Raw genomic sequence first — 20889 nt, forward strand, 5'->3', positions numbered from 1 at the left:
GGCGCAGGCAATCGCCGGCACCCTGAATTGACAGGCAAATGACCTATGCCGGCTGCCTCGAGCGACGGCCCAGAACACGCCACAGCGCAAAGATGCCGCCCGATATGGCGCCGACGACAATGCCGGCGAGGCCCATGAAGACAACGAAATAGCCGCAGCCGCCCTCGAAGCAGCTTATGTCTGTTGCCGAGGCATAGAGCTGCCCGCCGCCCAGCCCCGTCGCAAGACCAAGGGCGCCGCCGAGCACAACACCGAGCAGGACAAGACCGATGGAGGCCACCACCGACAAGGCGGGTTTCGGATGGGCCGGCTGCGGTTGCGTCGCACCACCCTGCCCCGGCTGCGGCGCGGCCGATGCCGCGAGGCCGGCGGTGCGAGGCAGCAGCTCGCGCCTGACAAGCACGATCATTGCCGCGCCGATGACGATCTCGCCCAGGGTCCAGGCAAGCGCTGTCAGGCTGAAGCCGAACTCGGGTGCGACCACCACATAAAGCTGCTTCAGCACCAGCGCTGCGATGACCGCTCCCTGCCAAAGCTTGAACCGGCGGGCGAAGTCTGGCGAGCGCTGATAGACGAGCCAGAGCAGATAGAGACCCCAGGCAATGGTTACGGCACCGATCGCCATCGAGCCGTAGATGAAGACACGCACCGAGCCTGGGAACGAATAGCTCCAGACGCTGGCAAGACTGCCGTCGATGCCGCGCGCGGCAAGCGCCATGACAAGGCAGAGCCACACAACAGGCAGCCAGCCCAACATGCTCCTGTCGCCTGCACGACCGTCGCCGCCTTCATCAGACATTCTTGTCCCCGCAATCTCGCCGTTCCGCTGTCAGTCTGCGCAGGTCAGCGGCCGCTGGCAAGATGGGCAGCGAACCGGACAACGCTCGTGACGCCGATCCATGGGCGAACCGGGCGGAGCGGCACAGCCGGAGGCTCAGAGAGCGCGAATGCAGGCATGCGGACGCCGAAATCCCTGGCGCAGGAGCGACTATCCCGGCCTATTTTGCCGGCAAGGCCAATTCGCCGGCAAGTTTTGCAACGCAACCGCTTGGCAAGCGTCGCGGGATCGACTAGATGAGCCCCGCGGCGGAGTGCAAGCGATTGTATTCGGCCGCAGGCGGAAGGTGCAGGCAGGTTGACTGCATCCCGATTGCCGGCCCCAGCGGCCGCAAGCCACGCCCCAGGAGATGCACGCACTCCCAACCTGCCCGGCGAAACCGGCCGGCGCAAAGCGAGCGATGCGGAGAGGTGGCCGAGTGGTTGAAGGCGCACGCCTGGAAAGTGTGTATACGGGGAACCGTATCGCGGGTTCGAATCCCGCTCTCTCCGCCAGCTAATTTCTGACTCAACAAAGCCAGCAATACTAGATACTTAGCAGGACCTGCGGCTTGGCCCGGTCCCAGCCTTGTGTCCCAAAATCAACTGTGAGTGCACCCATCGGTCACAAGAAAGAGCCTTGGCCCGAAGCTTGAAGCCGCTCGTGCCGGAGGACCTCGGTGACCTCGTATTGGGTTCGTAGACGCGTCCCGCGCCGAGACTGTTTTGCCTTGAGACGCACTAGGAGGCTGTCACCTTTGCCGAACCTCTCGCTGCCCGCCTTCACTCGCTCCAGAAAGGTTGGGGCCAGCACCGAGGCCGTAAAGGGCCTACGTCCGTCACTGAAAGTCCACTTGGCTTCGCCTTCTAGGCTTCGTGGCGGTCAGCCAGATTTCACTTTCATTTTCGAGAAGCGCTTTGTCTGTCGCGACGGAGACCATGGTGGAGGCTTCCTCTCGACTCACGGTCGCTACCGGATCGGAATTCACCTGAACGGCAAACCCACTTGCCAAGCCTTGAGTTACCGGCTTCGCAACGCGCTCGATGCTGCCGCCAACGTCGCCGTTGACGACAAGGTTTGTTGTGACTGTTGTTTAGTATGCCGAGAGATGTGATTGGCTCTGAACTGCTGGGACTGAAATCCTTGGCGGCATTAAGCTTGGCGGCCTGCGTCCAGTATCCATTCGCCCGGAATCGATGTGGGCATCGACCTCACCTCACTGCGAAGAAACTGGCTACATCGGTAGGCCCGTGACGGGTTACAGCGCCTTCGACAAGAAAGTTCGTGTGCGCCCCTTGGGGAAGTCTTCCAGCACCCCAAACGGTCTGTAGCCCTGGCGTCGGTAGACCTTAAGCGCAATGGGACTGAAGGTGTCGATGTAGGCGCCGTGGCAGGCCCGCTTGACTGCTTCGGCTTCAGCCGCGTCCAGCATGCGTCCGGCAACGTTTTGTCTGCGCAGGCTTTCGTCTACCCACAGCCACTGCACATAGAGCCAGCCCCAGGCGGTGTAGCCGGAGATGCCGGCAATGACGGTGCCGCTCTCGTCACGTACCAGTACAGCCAATGCTTGCTTCTCGGCCGGCCCGACGTCGCTCGCATTGAAGGCAGTCAGGTGATTGCCGATGACTTTGATATCTTCGGACGATGGGGTGTCAGTGACTTCGATCTTCACGGCTGCCTCGACCTGCCCAGTGCTTTGACCTTTGCCAACATCTCAAGCCGGTGTCCGGGCGGTGTCTTCAACCCCGGCCCCACCGCTCAGCCGGCGACGCGCCCGCCCTGCATCGGCTCGGGAACGCCCGTCGTGCTTGGGAAGCTGATCGGCAGCCCGCGCAGAACACGTACTGCCAGGAATGCGAAGCACTCGGCCTCCACCGCGTCGCCGCGCCAGCCGATGGTGTCGGCTGAAACCGCTTCGACGCCCGCCCGCTCACGCAACATCGCCATGAAGGTCGGGTTGTGGCGACCGCCGCCGGAGACGAAGAGTTTTTTCGGACGCTGCGGCAAAAGGTCGAGCGCCTTGCCGACGCAGGACGCACTGAAAGCAGTAAGCGTCGCAGCACCGTCCTCATTGCTCAGCCCGTCGGCCATCGCTGCGGTGAAATCGAAGCGGTCGAGCGATTTGGGATAGGCAGCCGTGAGATAGGGATGTTCGAGCAGGCGCGCCAGCCTCGCCTCGTCGACGGTGCCGGTGGCTGCGAGCGCCCCACCCCGGTCCATCTCGCCCAGGCCCCTCACTTTTACGAAGTCGTTGATCGGCGCGTTGGCCGGGCCGGTGTCGAAGGCGACGAGGTCGGACTTGCCGTCCCACCAGGTGACGTTGCCGACGCCGCCGAGATTGAGGATGGCGCTGTCGCCACTTGCGCCGGCAGTGCCGAGCAGTGCTGCATGATAGGCGGCCGCCAACGGCGCGCCCTGCCCGCCGGCGCGAATGTCGGCAGTGCGGAAGTCATAGACGACCTTGGCGCCGAGGATCGACTGCATCAGCTGGCCATCGCCGAGCTGGCGGGTCTCGCCGCGCAAGCCGCCCTTGTGCGGGCCGCGATGCAGCACGGTCTGGCCGTGGAAGCCGATGACGCCGATGTCGGCCATCGTCATGCCGGCGCCCTCGACGACCTGCCTGACGGCAGCCGACTGGGCGCGGGTCAACATCTCTTCTGCCTCGGCGAAGATCGCCGGCTCGGGTCCCTCGAAGTTCCACACACGGGCTTCGGCCTGGGCCTGTTCCAGCATTGGCCGGACGGAGGCTTCGTAAGGCACGAGCGCGTAGGGACCGAAGGCCTCAATGCGCTCGCCGTCGGTCTTGAGCAGCGCGACGTCGATGTTGCCGTCGAGCACGGTTCCGGTCATCAGCCCGACCGACCAGATAGAGTTCATGTTCAAGCTCCGTTGATGGTGTCGCCGACCAGGCGGCGCAGATCCGTTATCCCGCTGTCGAAATGGCGGGTCGGGTGGATGCGATTGGTGAGCAGGGTCCAGGCGCGGCCGGCATCGAAATCGATCCAGAGGCCCGTACCGGTGAAGCCGGTGTGGCCGATGGTGCCGGCGGTGCAGTGATCGCCGCCGGACCAGCCGGCATACGGATGCTCCCAACCATGGGTGCGCTTGTCCGACAGGGGCGTGCGCATCAATTTGATGGTACGCTCGGACGCGCCACTACCGTCGAGCAGTCCTCTGGCAAGGTCCAGCACCGAGCCGACGGTGCCAAACAGGCCGGCATGCCCTGCCCCCTGAAGCGCCGAGCAATTGTCGTCATGGACCTCGCCCGACAGCACACGGTGTCGCCAGGTGCAGTCTTCCGTCGCCGCCGATTGGTCAGGATCAGCCGAAAAGGCAAAGCCCGGGCCGGCATCCATCTCGCGCATCGACTTGCCGGACAGGCGCTCCAAGGCAAAACCGAGCAGGATGAAGTTGATGTCTGAGTAGACCGGCGCGGCGAGCTTTCGCCATTCGCGCTGCAGGACGAAGGCCCGCAGCAGGTCGGGGTCGCGGCCATAGGTATAGATCGGCTCGACCGCCGGGAACGGCGTCTGGTGGCCGAGGCACTGGCGGAAGGTAACCTGCCGCTCCCAGGCATTGGGATCATACTGGCGCAGGTCGGGTAAGACGGTCGTCAGCGGCGCGTCGAGATCGATGGTGCCTGCCTCGGCCAGCGCCAGGATGCGCGGTGTGGTGAAGATGACCTTGGTCAGCGACGCCAGGTCGAACCAAGTGTTCTCGTGCATCGCGCGCTCGGGGGGAACGCGCTGCGCGTGGCCGATGGCGCGGGTGAACCGTTGGCCGCCCTTGTCAACGACACCAAGCACGCCGCCCGGGATCCGGCCAGCGGCGACAGCCTGTTCGAGCGGGACGAAGGCACGCTCGAAACGCTGGGCGATGTCGTCGCTGACCATGTTCGCTTCCCTCAGGCCTCGGCCCGGACCTTGTGATCGGCGCCGTATTGCATCCATGTCGCCGCTGGCGGCTCGTAGCCGACCGGGCGCACAAGCGACGGCACCTGGCGGGTGTCGAGCTCGAAATGCTGCTTGCGGCGGTCGATCGTCGGCACGGCCTCGATGAGTTTCCTGGTGTAGGGGTGCTGCGGGTTGGACAGCACCGATTTCGCATCGCCGATCTCGACGATCTGGCCGGCATACATCACCGCGACACGATGCGCGATGCGTTCGACCACCGCCATGTCGTGCGAGATGAACAGATAGGCGAGACCATATTCGCGCTGCAGGTCGACCAGAAGCTCCAGCACACGCGCCTGGACGGACACGTCGAGTGCCGAGACCGCCTCGTCAAGCACCACGACCGACGGGTTGAGCATCAGCGAGCGGGCTATGCACAGGCGTTGGCGCTGGCCGCCGGAGAACTGGTGCGGATAACGCGCCAGGCTATCCTCGGGCAGGCCGACGCGCTTGAGCAGCGTGACCATGCGCTCGCGCACCGTCGTATCGATCGGCGCACCGGTCGCTATCACCGGCTCCGCCAGGATCTGCTCGACGGTCAGTCGCGGGTTGAGCGATGCATAGGGGTTCTGGAACACCATCTGCACCGGCAGCCTGCTCTGGCCGGGCCTTGCAGCCTGAGCTTCGACCGAGAAGACACCACGTGTCGGTGAGACAAGTCCGAGCACGGCGCGTGCCGTGGTCGACTTGCCAGAGCCGCTTTCGCCGACGATGGCCAGCGTCTCGCCCGCAAGCAGGTCGAAGCCGACACCGTCGACGGCATGCACCGCACCGACCGGCTTGCTGAACCAGCCACCCTTCAGCGGAAAACGTACAACGAGATCGTCGACCTCGAGCGTCGGCTTGGGTAGCGGTACGACCTCGCGTGCGCCGTCGGCGCGAGCGGCGGCACCACTGGAGAAGTGCGGCACCGCGTGCAGAAGATGCTGCGTGTAGGGGTGCTGCGGCTTGTCGAGGATCTGGCTCAGCTCGCCCTGTTCGACGATCCGGCCGTCCTGCATCACCATCACGCGGTCAGCGATGCCGGCGACGAGGCCGATATCGTGGCTGATGAAGATCATCGACATGCCTGTCTCGCGCCTGAGCTCGGCCAGCAGCGCCATGATCTGCGCCTGCACGGTGACGTCGAGCGCAGTCGTCGGCTCGTCGGCGATCAGCAGGCGCGGATTGCAGGCCAGCGCCATGGCGATCATTACGCGCTGGAGCATGCCACCGGAAAGTTCGTTCGGCGTCGCCTTCAGCCGGCGCTCGGCATCCGGAATGCGCACCCGCTCCAGCGCTTCACGCGCCGCGGCGCGTGCCTGCGCGCCGGTCAGGCCGCGATGCAGGCGGAACGATTCCTCGATCTGGGCGCCGATTGATAGCACCGGGTTGAGCGAGGTCATCGGCTCCTGGAAGATCACGCCGATCTCGGCGCCGCGAATGCCGACGAGTTCCTGCTTGCCGGCCGCGGTGACGTCCATCACCGAGCCGTTGGCGCGCAGCAGCTCGATCTTGCCGCTGGTGATGCGCCCGTCGGCATAGTCGGTCAGGCGATTGGTGGAGAGCGCGGTGACGGATTTGCCCGAGCCGCTCTCGCCTACGATCGCCAGCACCTCGCCAAGGCCGAGGTCGAAGCTGACGCCATGCACGACCTCCTTGGTCGCGGTACCCTGGCCGAAGCTGACATGCAGGTCGTGGACCGAAAGGATCGGCTTGACGTCATTGGCCATGTCACGCCCTCCTCGTCTTGGGGTCGAGGATGTCGCGAAGCGCATCGCCGAGAAGGTTGAAGCCGAGGATGGAAAGCATGATGGCGACGGCCGGGAAGGCCAGCAACCACGGCGCCTGCTCCATCAGGTTACGGGCATCGCTCAGCATCAGGCCGAGCGACGAGGCAGGCGGCTGGGTGCCGAGGCCAAGGAAGCTCAGGCCCGCTTCGGTCAAGAGCGCCCAGGCGAGCGCCAGCGTCACCTGTACGGTCAGCGGCGCCACCAGGTTGAGCAGCAAGTGCCGGGTCAAGATGTAGCTGCGGCTCGAGCCGAAAGTGCGGGCGGCATCGACGAAGTCGCGCGCCTTGAGCGACAGCGCCGGTCCGCGCACCACACGGGTGAAGATCGGCGTGTAGACGATGCTGATGGCTGCGACGCTGGTCCAGGTGCCCGGGCCGATGATGGTGACGATCAGCAGCGCCAGGAGGATCGCCGGGAAGGCCAGCAGCACGTCCATGAGGCGCATAAGGAGCGTGTCCCAGCGCCCGCCATACCAGGCGGCGGTGAGGCCGAGCACAGTCCCGGCAAGGGTTGCCAGCGCGACGGAGAAGAAGGCAACGGTGAAGGACTGGCCGACGCCCTTCATCAGGCGGCTCATGACGTCACGGCCGAACAGGTCGGTGCCCATCCAGTAGGAAGACGTCGGCGCGTGCAGGCGGTCGATCCGATACTGCATCAGTGGGTCGTGCGGGGTCAGGCCGACGGTCCCCAGCAAAGCGACCAGCAGGTAGACCAGCACGATGGCGCCGCCGATGCGGCCGCTCGGATGGGAGAAAATGGACTTCAGGATGCGCATCAACGGCCCTCCAGGCGAATGCGGGGGTCGAGCGCGGCATAGGCGAGGTCGACGAGCAGATTGACGATCATGAAGTTGAGGGCGATGAACAGAACGGCGCCCTGCACCAGCGCATAGTCGCGCTGCAGGATGGCTTCCAGCACCATGCGGCCGAGGCCCGGCAAGGCGTAGATCTGTTCGACGATGACGGCGCCGCCGAGCAGGTAGCCGAACTCGATGCCGCTCAGCGTGACGACAGGCACCAGCGCATTGGGCAGGGCGTGGCGCCAGATGACCTGGCGCTCCGGCGTGCCCTTGCTGCGGGCGGTGCGGACGTAATCGTCGCTGAGAACGTCGAGCATGGCAGAGCGGGTGACGCGGGTGACCGAAGAGGCGAAGGCGCAGCCAAGCGTGATCGCCGGCAGGATCATCTGGCCGAGATTCTGCAATGGATTCTGCCAGATCGGGGTGAACGCGCCCATGGTGGGCAGAACGCCGAAGCCGGCCGACAGGATGTAGATGATGACGAGGCCGACAACGAAGCTCGGCGTCGACTGGCCGATCATGGCGACGATGCGCACGCCGAGATCGGCAGGACGTTCGTTGCGCGTGGCGGCAAAGACGCCGGCGGGCACGCCGATCGACAGCGCGATCAGCATGGCAAGCAGCGCGAGTTCCAGCGTCAGCGGGAAGCGTTCGAGGATGACCGTCAGCACCGGTTTGCCATAGGTCACCGATACGCCGAGGTCGCCGCTGAACAGGCCGGTGAACCAGCGCCAGTACTGGACCGGCCAAGGTTGGTCGATGCCGAAATAGACGGCAAGCGAATCCCGCTGCTGCGGGGTCAAAAGGCCGGCCTCGGTGCCCAGCATGGCCGTGATGGAATCGCCCGGCACGAGCCGGATGGCGATGAAGACGATGATAGAGACGCCGATGAGAACCAGGGGAAAGGCCCGTAGGCGACGTATCACGTAACTCATGGCGTGCGAACCATCTGGGGTTGAAGGAGCGTTTCGGCTCCCCGGCTGGATCGGTCTGGGAGCCGATCGCGGATTGCAGGGCGGTCGCCATCTTGTCGAAGGCGACCGCCTTCAGGCGACGACAGGGAGAGCGCGCCGCCTGAAGCTCTGGTTACTGCTGGACGGTGGCTTTGCCGAGGCTGACCAGCGAACCTGTCGGCATCGGCACGAAGCCCTGCACGTTCTTCTGCTGGGCAGTGTAGCCGTAGCCGGTGTAGAGCCAGATCCACGGCGCCTTCTCGGCGAGTTGCTTGTCCAACTCGGCGAAGATCACCTTGCGCTTCTCCGGATCGGTCTCGGCGCGGCCGTCCTGCAGCAGCTTGTCGAGCGTGTCGTCAGCGAAGTTGGACACCTTCTGCAGGTTACCGTTCTTGGTCCAGTAGCGGTTGTACATGGTGTAGGGGTCGGGACGGCCGCCATTCAGCGCCACGGCCATGTCGAAGTCGCCCTTCAGCCAGGTGTCGACATAGACGTTGAGCTCCATCATCTTGATGTCGAGCTTGACGCCGATCTCGGCCAGCTGCGACTGCAGCACCTGCGCTTCGGCGGCAGCCGTCGGCGGCTCACCGGTGGCAGCGATTACGGTAGCGCTGAAGCCATCGGCAAAACCGGCATCGGCCATCAGCTTCTTGGCCTTCTCGACGTCCTGCTTGTAGCAGAACAGCGAGTTCGGGTCGGACGCAAAGAACGGTGCGGTAATCGGCCCGGTCACCTTGCCTTCGCCCAGGGATGCCGTATCGAGCACAGCCTGGCGGTCAACGGCGCAGGAAATGGCCTGGCGCACGGCCAGTTCGTTCATCGGCTTGCGGGCCGGATTGAGCTGAAGCACGTGGTAGGCGAGCAGCGGTGCGCGGTTGAGCTGGAGCTTGGGCTCCTTGGGCACCAGCGTCGCAATCAGCGGATCGTTGAGCAGCGCGAAATCGACCTGTCCGGTGCGCATGGCAGCCAGGATCGCGGTCTCGTCGGGCAGAACACTGATCTCGATGCCGTCGACGCCGGTGGCGCCACCGGCCCAGTCCTTGTTGGCGACAAGCGCCGCCTTGGAATTGGGATCCCACTTCTCGAGCTTGAATGGACCCGAGCCGATCGCCTGGGTGCCGATGGTGCCAGCAGCGATCTCGCTTGCCGGAACGATCGACGAGTTGGTGTCGGTCATGGCGGTGAGGATCGGCGCGTCGGGCTGCTTGAGCTTGAAGACGACGGTGCCGGCATCGGGCGTCTCGATGGCCTCGATCGACAGGTAGTTGGCGCGGTTGGCGGCACCCGTCTTCTCGTCGAGGATGCGCTCGAACGATGCCTTGACGTCGGCCGAGGTCAGCGCGGCACCGTTCTGGAACTTGGCCTTGGGGTCGAGCTTGAAGGTGAGCTGCTTGCCGTCGGCGGAAAACTCCCACGACGTGGCGATGCCCGGAACGATCTTGAGGTCGGCATCGAGGCGCACGAGCGGTTCGTAGATCAGCTCAAGCAGGCGCAGCGACGAAAACGCGGTCTGCTTATGCGGGTCGAGTCCAGTGGCGTCCTGCGCCCAGGCCATCCGCAGCGTCGCTGCATCGGCATGGCCTGCGACACCCGACAGGCCGATCATCACGGCCGTGGTTGCCCCAAGGAAATATTTGAACTTGCTGGTCATTTCATCCTCCCTGTTACTCATTCTCTGGCGCGGCCGGAATGGCCGACCGGATCACATGGATGCCTGCTTCGCATCCCGGATTGCTTGCCGCAAGAAGCCTTTCGAACCCTCCAGCGCTGATCGCGCCGCGGCGAGGTCCATCCCCGTCATGACGATGAGGATTGCCAGCTTCACGTCGTTGTCTGTCTGGGCCAGCGCTGCCTGCGCCACTTCCAGCGTACATTCGGTCGCCTGCATGACGATGCGGGCGGCGCGTGCCACGAGTTTCTTGTTCGACGCCTTGAGGTCGACCATGAGGTTCTCATAGGTCTTGCCGATGCCGATCATGCTGGCCGTGGTCAGCATGTTGAGAACGAGCTTCTCTGCCGTGCCCGACTTCATGCGCGTCGAGCCGGTCAGCGCCTCAGGGCCGACGACGGGTGAAATGGCGATGTCGGCGATTTCAGCGATGGCGGACTGCGGGTTGCACGACAATGCAACTGCCGTCGCGCCGATCTTCTTGGCGTAGTCGAGGCCGCCGATGACATAGGGCGTGCGGCCGCTCGCCGCGATGCCGACGACGACGTCCTTGGCTGTCAGGCCGATTTCGGCCAGCGCCTCGGCGCCCTTGGACTGGCTGTCTTCCGCCCCTTCCGTCGCCTTCAGCAGCGCGCTGTAACCGCCGGCGATGAGCCCCACCACCATGGTGGACGGCACGCTGAATGTCGGCGGGCATTCGGAGGCGTCAAGCACGCCGATGCGGCCACTGGTGCCAGCACCCATGTAGATGAGGCGCCCGCCCTGCCGGAAGGCAGCGATGGTCCGGTCGACGGCAGCGGCGATCTCGGGGATAACCTGCTCGACCGCGTGTGCGACAAGCTTGTCTTCGTCGTTGATCTTCCTGAGGACCTCGACGGTCGGCAACAGGTCTATGTCCATGGTGCGCGGGTTCCGTTCCTCGGAAACCAAACGCCCCAGTTCCGAAATCAAGGCTTGTTCTGACACTTGTCGCTACCTGCCCGGTTCTCAAAATGCACAGCCTCGTGGAGCCGGTTCCCCTAGGCCTTCATTAACTTTCTAGAATGCACTATTCCTATTGTCAATAAATTTTGGAATGGATTATTCCTGTCAGTTAGGTAGCGGCTTGAGCCGCCTGGCGAGGATGATCGCCCCGGACACGGCGTCACCATCGGCCGGCTTGAGACGGCGCCGAACATCGGGGGCGAGCCACGGCTCGAGCGGACTGGCCAGGCCGCCGAGAAGCGTCACGCGCGGCGCACCCTTGCTGAACAGGGTGCGCACAATCGTATCGATCTGCTCAGCTGCGGATTGCACGATGCGGCGTCCGGCGGCGTCGCCCTGGTCGGCGTGGCGCATGACGGTCGGCGCCAGTGCGGCGTAGTCTGTCGCCGTTGCCCGGTCCATCCACGCCACCGCTTCCATAGGGTCGTTGTGGAAGCGCTGCATGATTTCGGTCAGCAGTGCGGACCGGTCGTGGCGGCCGTCATGGGCACGCAGCGCAAGCTGCACCACCTTCAAGCCGAGATCGGCGCCACTGCCTTCATCCGAGATGGGAAATCCGTAGCCACCGACCCTGAGATCCCGGCCCTCGACAAAGCCCAGGCCGATCGAGCCGGTGCCGGCAATGACGATGGCGCCATCCTTGCCCGAATGGGCGCCGAGGCAAGCCCCCATGCCGTCGCTGACAAAGTCGACGGCGGCGAAGGGGTGTTCGATCTGCCGCAGCGCCTCCAGCGCACCCTTGCGGCCGATGCCCGCAAGGCCGATGCCGGCGAAGGTTCGCGCCAGTTCCGCAGCGCCAAATCCGGCTTCTTCGGCAGCCTCGCCGAAGGCACGCGCCATCGATATCCAGGCGTTATCGATGCCGAGCCGTGTCGTCGCCGGGCCAGAAAGCCCCTGCCCCAGCACATTGCCTGCCATATCGACGATTCGCGCGCGGCAGCCAGTGCCGCCGCCGTCGACGCCGAGAAAAAAGGGAGGATTGGAGGCGCTGGTCATCCGGGCAGCCGCTCGATGGTGGCGCCACACATGCGCAGCTTGCGGTCGAGGCTCTCATAGCCCCGGTCGAGATGGTAAACGCGATTGACGATGCTCTCGCCCTCGGCGACGAGCGCTGCCAGCACCAGCGACACCGAGGCGCGCAGGTCTGTGGCCATCACTTGCGCCCCACGCAGCGGCACGCCGCCGCGCACCAGCGCCGTCGTGCCTTGCAGCGTGATGTTGGCGCCAAGCCGGACCAACTCCGGCACATGCATGAAGCGGTTCTCGAACACAGTCTCGCGCAACAGCGACGCCCCCGGCGCACAGCACATCAGTGCCATGAACTGCGCCTGCAGGTCGGTCGGAAAGCCGGGATAAGGTTCGGTGGTGATGTCCACCGGCGTCAGCGGCCCGTCGCGCGACACGATCAGACCGCGATCGCCGGGCCAGACGCTGACCCCGGCCGCCTCCAGCACCTGCACGACCGATGCCATGTGTTCCAACCGTGCATTGGTCAGCTCGAGCTGACCGCCTGATATGGCGGCCGCGATGGCGTAGGTTCCTGCCTCGATGCGGTCGGGGATCGTATGATGAGAGGCCGCGCGCCACGAGGTGCCGCCCTGCACCATGATACGATGCGTGCCCGCGCCTTCAATGTTGGCGCCCATGGCCGCGAGACAGGAGGCGAGGTCCATCACCTCGGGCTCGCGCGCGGCATTGACGATCTCCGTCTCGCCGTTTGCAATGGTTGCCGCCATCATCGCCGTTTCCGTCGCGCCCACCGAAGGCGAACCGAGCACGATGCGCGCCCCTGTCAGCCCCTGGGGTGCGGAGGCGACGATCGAACCGCCGCGGACGCCGATGTCGGCGCCGAGTTGCCCAAGAGCCTTGATATGCATGTCGACTGGCCGCGCGCCGATGGCGCAGCCGCCGGGCAGCGACACCTCGGCCTTGCCGAAGCGAGCGAGCAGCGGCCCAAGCACCAGCACGGTGGCGCGCATCTTGCGCACCGTGTCGTAGCTGGTCTCGCGCGAAGACGCCTTGCTCGCATCGATACGGACGCAGCCGCCTTGGCGGCCGATCTCGGCGCCATGCTGGGCAATCACCCCGAGCATGTTCTCGACATCGCTCACTGCAGGCAGGTTGGTCAGTTCGAGAGGTTCCGGGCTCAGCAGCGACGCCGCGATCTGCGGCAATGCCGCATTCTTGGCGCCCGATATGGCGACCGCGCCCTGCAGCCTCTGCCCGCCGACGATGCGCAACTTGTCCATGTCAGAGAATCCGTTCATCAGCCGGACGGGACCTGCCGGACCGACAAGAGAGTTGATCGCATTATTCTTTGCTGTCAACCTCGACTGGAATATTCTATTCCTTGACGTCAGCTGGACGAGAGAGCCCCGAGGAGCTTCATGTCGGTTCTCACCAAAATCACTGCGACGCTCGACACCATGTCGCCGGCAGACCGGCAGATCGGCCAGTTCATCGTCGACAATCCAGACGAGATGCTGCGCCTCTCGTCTGTGGCGTTGGGCGAGCAGACCGGCCGCAGCCAGTCCAGCGTGGTCAAGTTCGCGCAGAAGCTGGGCTATCCCAGCTACCAGCAGCTGAAGCTTGCGGTCTCCGAGGCCAAGGCCCAGCAATGGCAGGCCCCGCCCGGCATGGTGCACGGTAGCATCGACCGAACAGACGGTTACGTCGCCGTCCAGCAGAAGCTGGTGGCGGGCAAGCTCGCGGCCATGCAGCAGACCATGTCGGTCAACAGCGAACAAACGGTAACGCGGGTGCTCGACATGATAGACCGGGCGGAGCGTATCCACCTCTCCGGCGTCGGCGCCTCATCGCTGGTGGCGCGCGACTTCGCCATCAAGCTGATGAAGCTCGGCCGCAACGTGCTGCATGACAGCGACAGCCACGTGCAACTGGCGAGCGCCACGTCACTGGGCCCCAGGGACATGCTGTTTGCGATCTCCCATTCAGGCGTGAGCATCGAAACGCTGCGCGTAGCCGAGATCGCACGGGGGCAACAAGCAACCGTGGTGGTGATGTCGTCGATGCGCGACAATCCGCTGAGTGCCATCGCCGACATCACGCTTCATTCGGTCAGCGACGAGGATAATGTTCGCTCTTCATCGATCACCGCGCGCGATGCGCAACTGGCGCTAACCGACCTCCTGTTCATCCTGCTGGTGCAGCGGCAGCAAGATGCGAACGAACACATCCATCGCAGCGAAGCAGCCGTATCGGCTCTCAAACTGCGCTAGGCCGTGACCAGGGCTTGTGGAGGCCAGCCTCTCGTGGCTGGTCACAGTCACTTCGGTGCCCCATCGGTTAATCGAACGAAAAATCGCGCGCCAGTGCTTCTCTCACGCGGACAGACTTCGTGCGGCTCGCCGCGCTTACGATATCGGTCACCTGTCCGGTGTTCCACAGGAGCAGATCTTCAACCGCTGCATGGTCGATGTCCGGCATCGCGGCCCCCAGTGCGCTGGAGGCTTGTCCCATTACGCAAGGCAGCCATTTGCCGAAGGGCGGTTCGAGCTGAGCGGCGAGTACCGCCATCTCAAGCGCCGATGCGGGGCTGTGAGTGCCGACAGGACAGAAGGCGTCTTGGACGTTATCTGTGCCAAAGACCATGTTGACGCCGCCACCGATCAGCTCTCGTATTGCCGTCACCCCCCGCCTCAGCGGCATACTTGCGCCACGGTCCTGCAGATAGAGATTGCTACTCGGCAAAGCCGCGACGGAGAGCTTCGCCGTGGCGGCCAGTTCGATGCGACGCGCGCGCGTTGCGGCATCGACCGTCCCCAGATTGCATACGTGACCGCAAAGCACCGGCCCCTCGTGGCGGGCGACGATGAGTTCGGTCGCAATGACCTCGAGGCCGTCGAGCGCCGGATCCATGCCCTCGTCGACGTGGAAATCGAGCGCAATTCCGTGCCTTGCCGCGGCGCGGATCATATTGCGAATGCCCGCACGCCTCTGTGGCTGGCTGGCGACGAATGCGCCCAGAACGCCGTTCGTCCGCGCGATCGCGCGCGCGACGCGATCGCAATAGTCTTCGCTAGCCAGCACATCGATGGGAAGCAGCCCCGCGCGCTGCAGCACGATGCTGTCCCGCCACGTTTCGGCAAGCTCCGCCAGGGTGGTCCACGCCAGCGGCAGGCGTTCCGGATCGGCCGGATCCACCTCCCAGTCCACATGGGTACGAACGAGCCGGGTGCCGGATATCGCCAATTCCTGAAGGCCGCGCGTCGCCCGGGCCGCGATGTCCTCGCGGCTCCAACTACGCTTGTCACTTGCCTGCGCAGCGATCGCCTGTTCCAGCGTACCGCCGACATAGTCCATCCGTTCGGCCGTGAAGCATTTGTCCAGGTGGCAATGAGCCTCGACAAAGGGTTGCGTAATCAGACGTCCCCGCAAATCCATGTCCATCGGAGCGTCAATGGACATGCCCACGGCATACCCGCCACGGATGACCAGATTTCCGGCGATGCAGTCCCGATCCGGCCGGCCGCCAAAGGCATCGGGGCTGCCGAGCAGTGAACGCGGAATCCGCACGTTTCCTAGGATCGCGTCCATCCGGTACGTGTTTTCAGGCGCTGTCGTCATGCTAAATGTCGCTCGCCGTCGGAGGTGGTCTGGCTCGACCACGCCTTGAACGCATCGTTCACGCGACCGGCGAGAATGTCTGCTTCCTCCGGCTGGTAGTTCGCAGCGATCATCTTGCGGCCAAGCATATGGTCGCCGGGCCGGTTGATCGTATCTACGCCTACGAGCCGGGCGTGTTTGAAATGATATACGGCAAAGGCCCCGCCCGTGGGATCGCCAGTGACAATTTGACGATCCGCATTTGCAGACAGACCGGCCATCTGCAGCTTCATGTTGCCAATATCCGACCAGAACCAGGGAACGGTGACATAGGGATTGGGCTTGCCCATGAGGACGCCGGCGACATGCCGCGCCTGGTCGGTGGCGTTCTGTACGGATTCCAGGCGCACTGGCTGGCCGAGCTGCCAATGCGGAAACCGGGCGCAATCCCCGATGGCGTAGACACCCTGCGCCGAACTGCGCAGCATGTCATCGACGACAATGCCGCCATCGACCTCTAACCCGGCCTCGACAGCCAGATCGACATCCGGATCGGCGCCGATTCCGACGATCACCATATCGGCCGCGGTGGTTTCGTCCTCACCGGTGAACACGCCCCGCACGGCATCGTCGCCGAAAAAGGCGCGAACCTGCGTTCCAAAGCGGACGTCGACACCGCAATCAGAGAGACGCGAGAGGACGTGGGTCGCGACGACGGGCGACACCGCCCGCGCCAAAAGCCGCTCGCCGATCTCCAGCACGGTGACCCGCTTGCCGAAGGCCGCCATGGTCGCGGCAGTTTCCAGCCCGATGAAGCCGCCACCCACGATGACAACGCTTTCAACATCCTTCATGTGCTGCCTGATGCGGCGCGCGTCTGAAGCGGTGCGCAGCGCGAAAATCCCGTCCAGACTGATCCCCTCGACTGCAGGCATCCTCGAGGCGGCACCTGTCGCGATGATAAGTTCGTCAAACGCTATGTCGCCGCCGTCCAGGACGCAGCGTCGTGTGCTGAGATCGATGCGATGCACCCGTCTTGCACGGTGATAGTCGATGCCACTCGCCTCGTAGACAGCTTCGCCGCGCAACGGCTGCAGCTTATCGTCGTCCTGCTTGAGGAATGCCTTCGAGAGAGGGGGACGGTGATAAGGGTATCCGGGCTCGGCGCCGATCAATGCGATGGCGCCCGCATAGCCTTCCTGGCGCAGCGAGACCGCGGCCTGCGAACCGCTGTGGCCAGCGCCGATTATGACGACGCCGGGCTTCACGATGCATTCCGTACGGCTTGATGGCTGGGCAGCTGCTCGATTTCCTCGGCTGGAAGGTGCTTTACCGCGTCCCAGAGCCGCGATTTCGCCGAATTGAGCAGCCCGTGCGGATCGAGCCGCTTCTTCCAGGCCAAGTGGCGGAAATCCGGCTTCATGGACCCGCCCTCGACATATGGCACATGCGGATTGGAGGTGGGAAAGCCATGGTCATCGTATATTTTCGCCAACTCGAACAGCCGTTCGTCGGTGGTGTAGCGCACCACGGGCAAGTCAAAGGCGACGAGCTGGTCGTTTAGCAGCGCGAACTCGTGGTGCATCAGCACCTCGTCGCCAACCACTGCCCGCAACTCGTCGATCCTGGATCCATCCAGCGGTGGCCGGACGGTCGCCTGCAGGTTGGTGACCGTGCGGTCCTGCTTCAGCACTTGCAGTGTCGTGTGATTGTAGGAAAACTCGGTTAGCGTCGGCAGGCCGGATGCCTTCATCGCCGCATTGTCGAGTTCCAGCTCCTTGACGCCGCCATGTCTTTCCAGAATGCGCATCCCCTCGCCCGCATACTCCTCGGCGATCATGACCAGCAGCAGGTGGCGGCGGCGTTCCGCGATCACACCGAGCTGCTTGATCGAGGCGGCGATCCGCCGGTCGATGGTCGTCAACAGCTTCAGATTGAGATGCCGCGCCGAGCCCAGCTCGACGCCGGCCTCGAAGGCCTGCCTGTAGGCGTCGAATGACGCGATAATGTTGCCCCACCGCGCCGAGGGCACAGTGCCGAGCTTGAGATCCGTAATCACCCCATTGAGGCCCCAGGCGTGATGGATCGCCGATATCTCCTTGCCTGAGAATTCATGCCGCTTCGGCTCGCACTCCACCGATAGCACCGCGATGCTCTCGATGTTTTTGCCGTCGCGCAGCATGCCGTGGCGGATCGAGCCGATGCCACCAGAACCTCCGGCGATAAACCCGCCGATCGTCGCTATTGCTTCGGTCGAGGGAAACAACGGAAGCTCCCGGCCCCTCTCGGCCAGCGCCTCGTTGATCGCACCGATCTTGGCGCCGGCCTGGACGTGCAGCGTCGTCTCCCCGATTTCGATGATCCGGTTCAGGCCGGTCATGTCGATGATCAGCCCACCCTGCATCGGCACCGCTTGGCCATAATTTCCGGTTCCGCCACCGCGAACGACGACTGGCACGTTCCAGGCAACTGCGGTGGCGAGGCATACCGACAACTCTTCCGCCGACTTCGGCACCGCGACCAAGTCGCCGAAGCACGATGCCAGGTCGCGATTGAGAATGGGACTGTACCAAAAGAAGTCGCGGGACCGCTTCTTCACGATCGACGGCGTGTCAATGGTCTCGACCTCGCCGAGCGCCGCCGCGAACGCCTTCCAGTCGATGTCGTTCTTTCCCGAGATGGACATATTTTCCTCCGGCGCGGCTCAGCGGGCGCGGTCTTGTTGGTCTTGCAGGTCGCAGAAGCGGTCGTACTCGCTCAGGAAACGAGCGAAGTTGCGGGCAGCTGTTGCGAGGAGCTCTTCACCGATCTCGCGCGCGGCGGCAGCTGCATTGCCGCAGGCGCCCGTTGCGCTGATGTCCTCGATGGTCCAGGCCGGCCGTGCGCGACCGGCAGACAGTCCGATATGAACGAAATCCCGCTGCCATGCCTCCGCCTGGCTGGAAAAATCGCCTGCCCGGTCCATTGCGACGAGATCGGGCTTCAGCGCCAGCATGGCGCTCGTCTCGATCAGCCCGGCATGGATGCCGAAAGCGTTCTCGCGCGGGTCGCCATGGCGCTCGGCCTCGTTGAAATTGTACCAGTTGCAAGTTGCGATCCTCAGACCGTGAGCGATCTTCAGGTCGCGGGCGGCGATCTCGAGAACCGGCGCGTTGCCGCCATGGGCATTGAGAAAGACCAGTCTGCGGAAACCGGTTGCCGCGAGGCTTGCGGCGAGGTCGCCAAGGAGAGCCAGCAGCGTCTGGGCTGAAAGCGAGAGTGTTCCGGGGATCGCAGCGTGCTCGTTGCTTTTGCCGTAGGCGAACCCCGGCATCGCCAGTACGGGCAGGTCGTCCGCGACATGAGCAAGCGCCCGCTCCAGAACTGCCTCCGCGAGATCGCGGTCGACGGACACCGGCAGATGTGGGCCGTGCTGTTCGATGGCGCCTATCGGCAGGACAAGCACTGTGCGTGCCCGGTCCAGGTTCGCGAAATCCGGGCGCGTCAGGTCGGCCCAGCGGAAAGCACTGCGTGTCATGCGAAAGGCCCCCTGGCGGTTGACTCGCAGGTGCGGCGACTGGATGCGTCGCCCGTGGTCAGATGATCGATGGAAAATGGGCTGGCATAGGCCTGGCTTAACATCCCGCTTCTCCGCTGATCGCTGCGCGACCGGTCGAATTGCGGCTCGTTTCCGGGAAGCCCTGTGCCATGGGGTGGAAGCAGTCTTGTCGATGGGGTCCCATCTGTCAAGGCGAGCAGCCCCGTGGTCCTGCCGGCGAAAGCTGACTGTACTAACCCCACGTAAAGGCGCTCGATATACGTGTTCATGCCAGTCTGCTGGGAGGTTCCGACATGAGTAAATCCGTTCTCGCGACCGACATCGCGCCACCTTTCTCCAACTACAGCCACGGCATGCTCGTGCCTGCCGGGGCAGACATCCTGTTCTGCTCCGGCCAGCTGGGTGTGGCAGCCGACGGGTCGGTTCCCGAGGGCTGCGCCGCACAGGCCGAACTGTGTTTCGCCAATATCGAAGCGGTATTGCGCGCTGCCGGCATGGACCTCGGCGATATCGTACGCATCAATGCCTATGTGACTGCGCGCGAACATATGGCTCCCTACATGGATGTCCGGAACCGCCTCATGGCAGCGCCGTATCCTGCATCCACCCTGATGATCGTCTCCGGCTTTTCGAGACCGGAGTTCGTCGTCGAGGTGGAGGCAGTGGCGGCTCGTCGGCCTTGAGCCAACGAGCCGCCAGCTTGGCTCATTGATAGGACGCGCCGGGGATGAATGGATATTTCCCGATCAGCCCCTCATCGATCTCCACGCCGAGGCCAGGACCTTCGGGCGCCACGATCGTCCCGTCGGTGACCTCGAGCGGTGTCCCCAGTTCGTCCCTGAAAGCATTGATCGCCGACACGTCGGCCTCGTAGATGAACGCGTTTGGCGCGACGGAGAGGACGTGCGTCGACGCGGCGGTGCTCAAGACCGACGCACTGGTGTGCGGGGCGAATTGCAGGTGCCATGCTCCGGCCAGCGCAGCGATCTTGAGGATCTCCGTGATTCCGCCGGTCTTGCAGCAATCGGCCTGCACGAACTGGATCACCTGCTCGCTGATCAGCGCCCGCAGTTCATGGCGGGTGAAGTGGTTCTCGCCGGCGGCGAGCGGCGTAGAGGTGACGTCGCGCAGTCGACGGTAGCCAGGCAGATTGTCGGGCGTGAACGGCTCCTCCAGCCAAGCCAGCTTGCCGGCTTCGCAGATCTCGGCGATGCGGTGCATATCAGCGGTGCGGTATCGGGTGCCGGCGTCTGCCGCGAGAACGATGTCGTCGCCAAAGGCCGCGCGCACACCCGAGACGCGCTCAAGGTCTTTTTCCAACGTGTCGCCGACACGCAGCTTCATAAAATTGTAGCCCTTGGCGATGTAGCGCTCTATTTCGGCCTTGAGCTGGTCGACGGGCTGGAAGCCGAGGCTGATGCCGCCAGCATAGGCCGCAATGGGGCGCCGCTTGCCACCCAGAAGCCTGTAGACAGGCTGGCTTAGATCCTTGCCCTTGATATCCCACAAAGCAAGGTCGACGCCCGACAGCCCGATCACGGCAGCGGCGCCCGGGCCGTGGGTGGCAATGAAGCGTCGATAGCTCGCGTCCCAGATCGCTTCGGTCTCGTGAGCGCACATACCCAGTATGGACGGCCCGAGCGCATCGTTGATGAAGGCTGCGATCGTGCTCGGCGTCTGGGCGTGGTGCGCCTCGCCATATCCGACGATGCCGTCCTGGGTCTCTATTCGCACCAGCACCATGTCGCGCTTGGCGGAGCGGCCGACCGCGAAGGTCGCGCCGCCGGGTGTCGGACAGGACAGGGCGTAGGCCCGAACGCTCTTGATCTTGGTCATTG

The 20889-nt window shown here is 64.3% G+C and carries 18 protein-coding genes and 1 tRNA gene; 3 read left to right on the plus strand and 16 right to left on the minus strand.

Translation table 11 applies throughout. The annotated features are described in order from the left end of the window. Positions 1 to 43: 43 nt before the first annotated feature. A complete protein-coding gene (locus NDO48_RS20875; protein ID WP_018426094.1) occupies positions 44 to 799 on the minus strand; it encodes a hypothetical protein in 756 nt (251 codons plus the stop codon). 443 nt (positions 800 to 1242) lie between these two features. On the opposite strand from NDO48_RS20875, the gene NDO48_RS20880 reads away from it, so the two are divergent. After that, positions 1243 to 1332 (plus strand) — tRNA-Ser (locus NDO48_RS20880). A gap of 743 nt (positions 1333 to 2075) precedes the next feature. On the opposite strand, the gene NDO48_RS20885 is transcribed toward NDO48_RS20880, so the two are convergent. From NDO48_RS20885 to murA, 10 genes are all read right to left on the minus strand, one after another. Continuing rightward, a complete protein-coding gene (locus tag NDO48_RS20885) occupies positions 2076 to 2489 on the minus strand; it encodes a GNAT family N-acetyltransferase (RefSeq protein WP_018426093.1) in 414 nt (137 codons plus the stop codon). Between the two features lie 86 nt (positions 2490 to 2575). Beyond that, on the minus strand, positions 2576 to 3694 hold the full coding sequence (locus tag NDO48_RS20890) for an anhydro-N-acetylmuramic acid kinase (protein ID WP_018426092.1): 1119 nt from the start codon (positions 3692 to 3694) through the stop codon (positions 2576 to 2578). Between the two features lie 2 nt (positions 3695 to 3696). Continuing rightward, complete coding sequence (locus NDO48_RS20895) at positions 3697 to 4710, minus strand: serine hydrolase domain-containing protein (protein ID WP_018426091.1); 1014 nt, start codon at positions 4708 to 4710, stop codon at positions 3697 to 3699. An 11-nt stretch (positions 4711 to 4721) separates the two neighbouring features. Beyond that, positions 4722 to 6482, minus strand: a complete 1761-nt coding sequence (locus NDO48_RS20900) for an ABC transporter ATP-binding protein (protein WP_018426090.1) — start codon at positions 6480 to 6482, stop codon at positions 4722 to 4724. 1 nt (position 6483) lies between these two features. After that, positions 6484 to 7317 (minus strand): ABC transporter permease, encoded by an 834-nt coding sequence (locus NDO48_RS20905; protein WP_018426089.1) that lies wholly within the window; start codon positions 7315 to 7317, stop codon positions 6484 to 6486. Next, positions 7317 to 8276 (minus strand): ABC transporter permease, encoded by a 960-nt coding sequence (locus tag NDO48_RS20910; RefSeq protein ID WP_018426088.1) that lies wholly within the window; start codon positions 8274 to 8276, stop codon positions 7317 to 7319. Before NDO48_RS20910 ends, NDO48_RS20905 begins: the two co-directional genes overlap by 1 nt. A 151-nt stretch (positions 8277 to 8427) precedes the next feature. Further along, complete coding sequence (locus tag NDO48_RS20915; protein ID WP_018426087.1) at positions 8428 to 9945, minus strand: ABC transporter substrate-binding protein; 1518 nt, start codon at positions 9943 to 9945, stop codon at positions 8428 to 8430. Positions 9946 to 9996: 51 nt separating this feature from the next. Beyond that, on the minus strand, positions 9997 to 10929 hold the full coding sequence (murQ, locus tag NDO48_RS20920; protein WP_026226813.1) for an N-acetylmuramic acid 6-phosphate etherase: 933 nt from the start codon (positions 10927 to 10929) through the stop codon (positions 9997 to 9999). A 123-nt stretch (positions 10930 to 11052) separates the two neighbouring features. Further along, positions 11053 to 11943, minus strand: coding sequence for an N-acetylglucosamine kinase (locus tag NDO48_RS20925; protein ID WP_018426085.1), 891 nt, complete (start codon positions 11941 to 11943; stop codon positions 11053 to 11055). Further along, positions 11940 to 13196, minus strand: a complete 1257-nt coding sequence (gene murA, locus NDO48_RS20930; protein WP_018426084.1) for a UDP-N-acetylglucosamine 1-carboxyvinyltransferase — start codon at positions 13194 to 13196, stop codon at positions 11940 to 11942. Before murA ends, NDO48_RS20925 begins: the two co-directional genes overlap by 4 nt. A gap of 138 nt (positions 13197 to 13334) precedes the next feature. On the opposite strand from murA, the gene NDO48_RS20935 reads away from it, so the two are divergent. Beyond that, complete coding sequence (locus tag NDO48_RS20935) at positions 13335 to 14186, plus strand: MurR/RpiR family transcriptional regulator (RefSeq protein ID WP_018426083.1); 852 nt, start codon at positions 13335 to 13337, stop codon at positions 14184 to 14186. Positions 14187 to 14253: 67 nt separating this feature from the next. Here NDO48_RS20935 and NDO48_RS20940 read toward each other — a convergent pair whose 3' ends face one another. From NDO48_RS20940 to NDO48_RS20955, 4 genes are read right to left on the minus strand one after another with little or no spacing between them, the layout of a single operon-like run. Continuing rightward, a complete protein-coding gene (locus NDO48_RS20940) occupies positions 14254 to 15534 on the minus strand; it encodes an amidohydrolase family protein (RefSeq protein ID WP_018426082.1) in 1281 nt (426 codons plus the stop codon). Further along, entirely contained in the window at positions 15531 to 16781 is a 1251-nt protein-coding gene (locus tag NDO48_RS20945; RefSeq protein ID WP_018426081.1) for an NAD(P)/FAD-dependent oxidoreductase, read from the minus strand. Before NDO48_RS20945 ends, NDO48_RS20940 begins: the two co-directional genes overlap by 4 nt. Further along, entirely contained in the window at positions 16778 to 18199 is a 1422-nt protein-coding gene (locus NDO48_RS20950) for an FAD-binding oxidoreductase (protein ID WP_018426080.1), read from the minus strand. Before NDO48_RS20950 ends, NDO48_RS20945 begins: the two co-directional genes overlap by 4 nt. Before the next feature lie 18 nt (positions 18200 to 18217). Next, entirely contained in the window at positions 18218 to 19030 is an 813-nt protein-coding gene (locus NDO48_RS20955; protein ID WP_018426079.1) for a creatininase family protein, read from the minus strand. 314 nt (positions 19031 to 19344) lie between these two features. Between NDO48_RS20955 and NDO48_RS20960 the strand changes: the two genes are divergently transcribed. Continuing rightward, positions 19345 to 19734, plus strand: coding sequence for a RidA family protein (locus NDO48_RS20960; protein ID WP_026226811.1), 390 nt, complete (start codon positions 19345 to 19347; stop codon positions 19732 to 19734). Between the two features lie 22 nt (positions 19735 to 19756). Here the strand turns inward: NDO48_RS20960 and NDO48_RS20965 are convergent, their stop codons facing one another. Further along, a complete protein-coding gene (locus NDO48_RS20965) occupies positions 19757 to 20887 on the minus strand; it encodes a mandelate racemase/muconate lactonizing enzyme family protein (protein ID WP_018426077.1) in 1131 nt (376 codons plus the stop codon). Positions 20888 to 20889: the final 2 nt, after the last annotated feature.

The sequence above is a fragment of the Aminobacter sp. MET-1 genome (assembly GCF_026521175.1).
GTDB lineage: Bacteria > Pseudomonadota > Alphaproteobacteria > Rhizobiales > Rhizobiaceae > Aminobacter.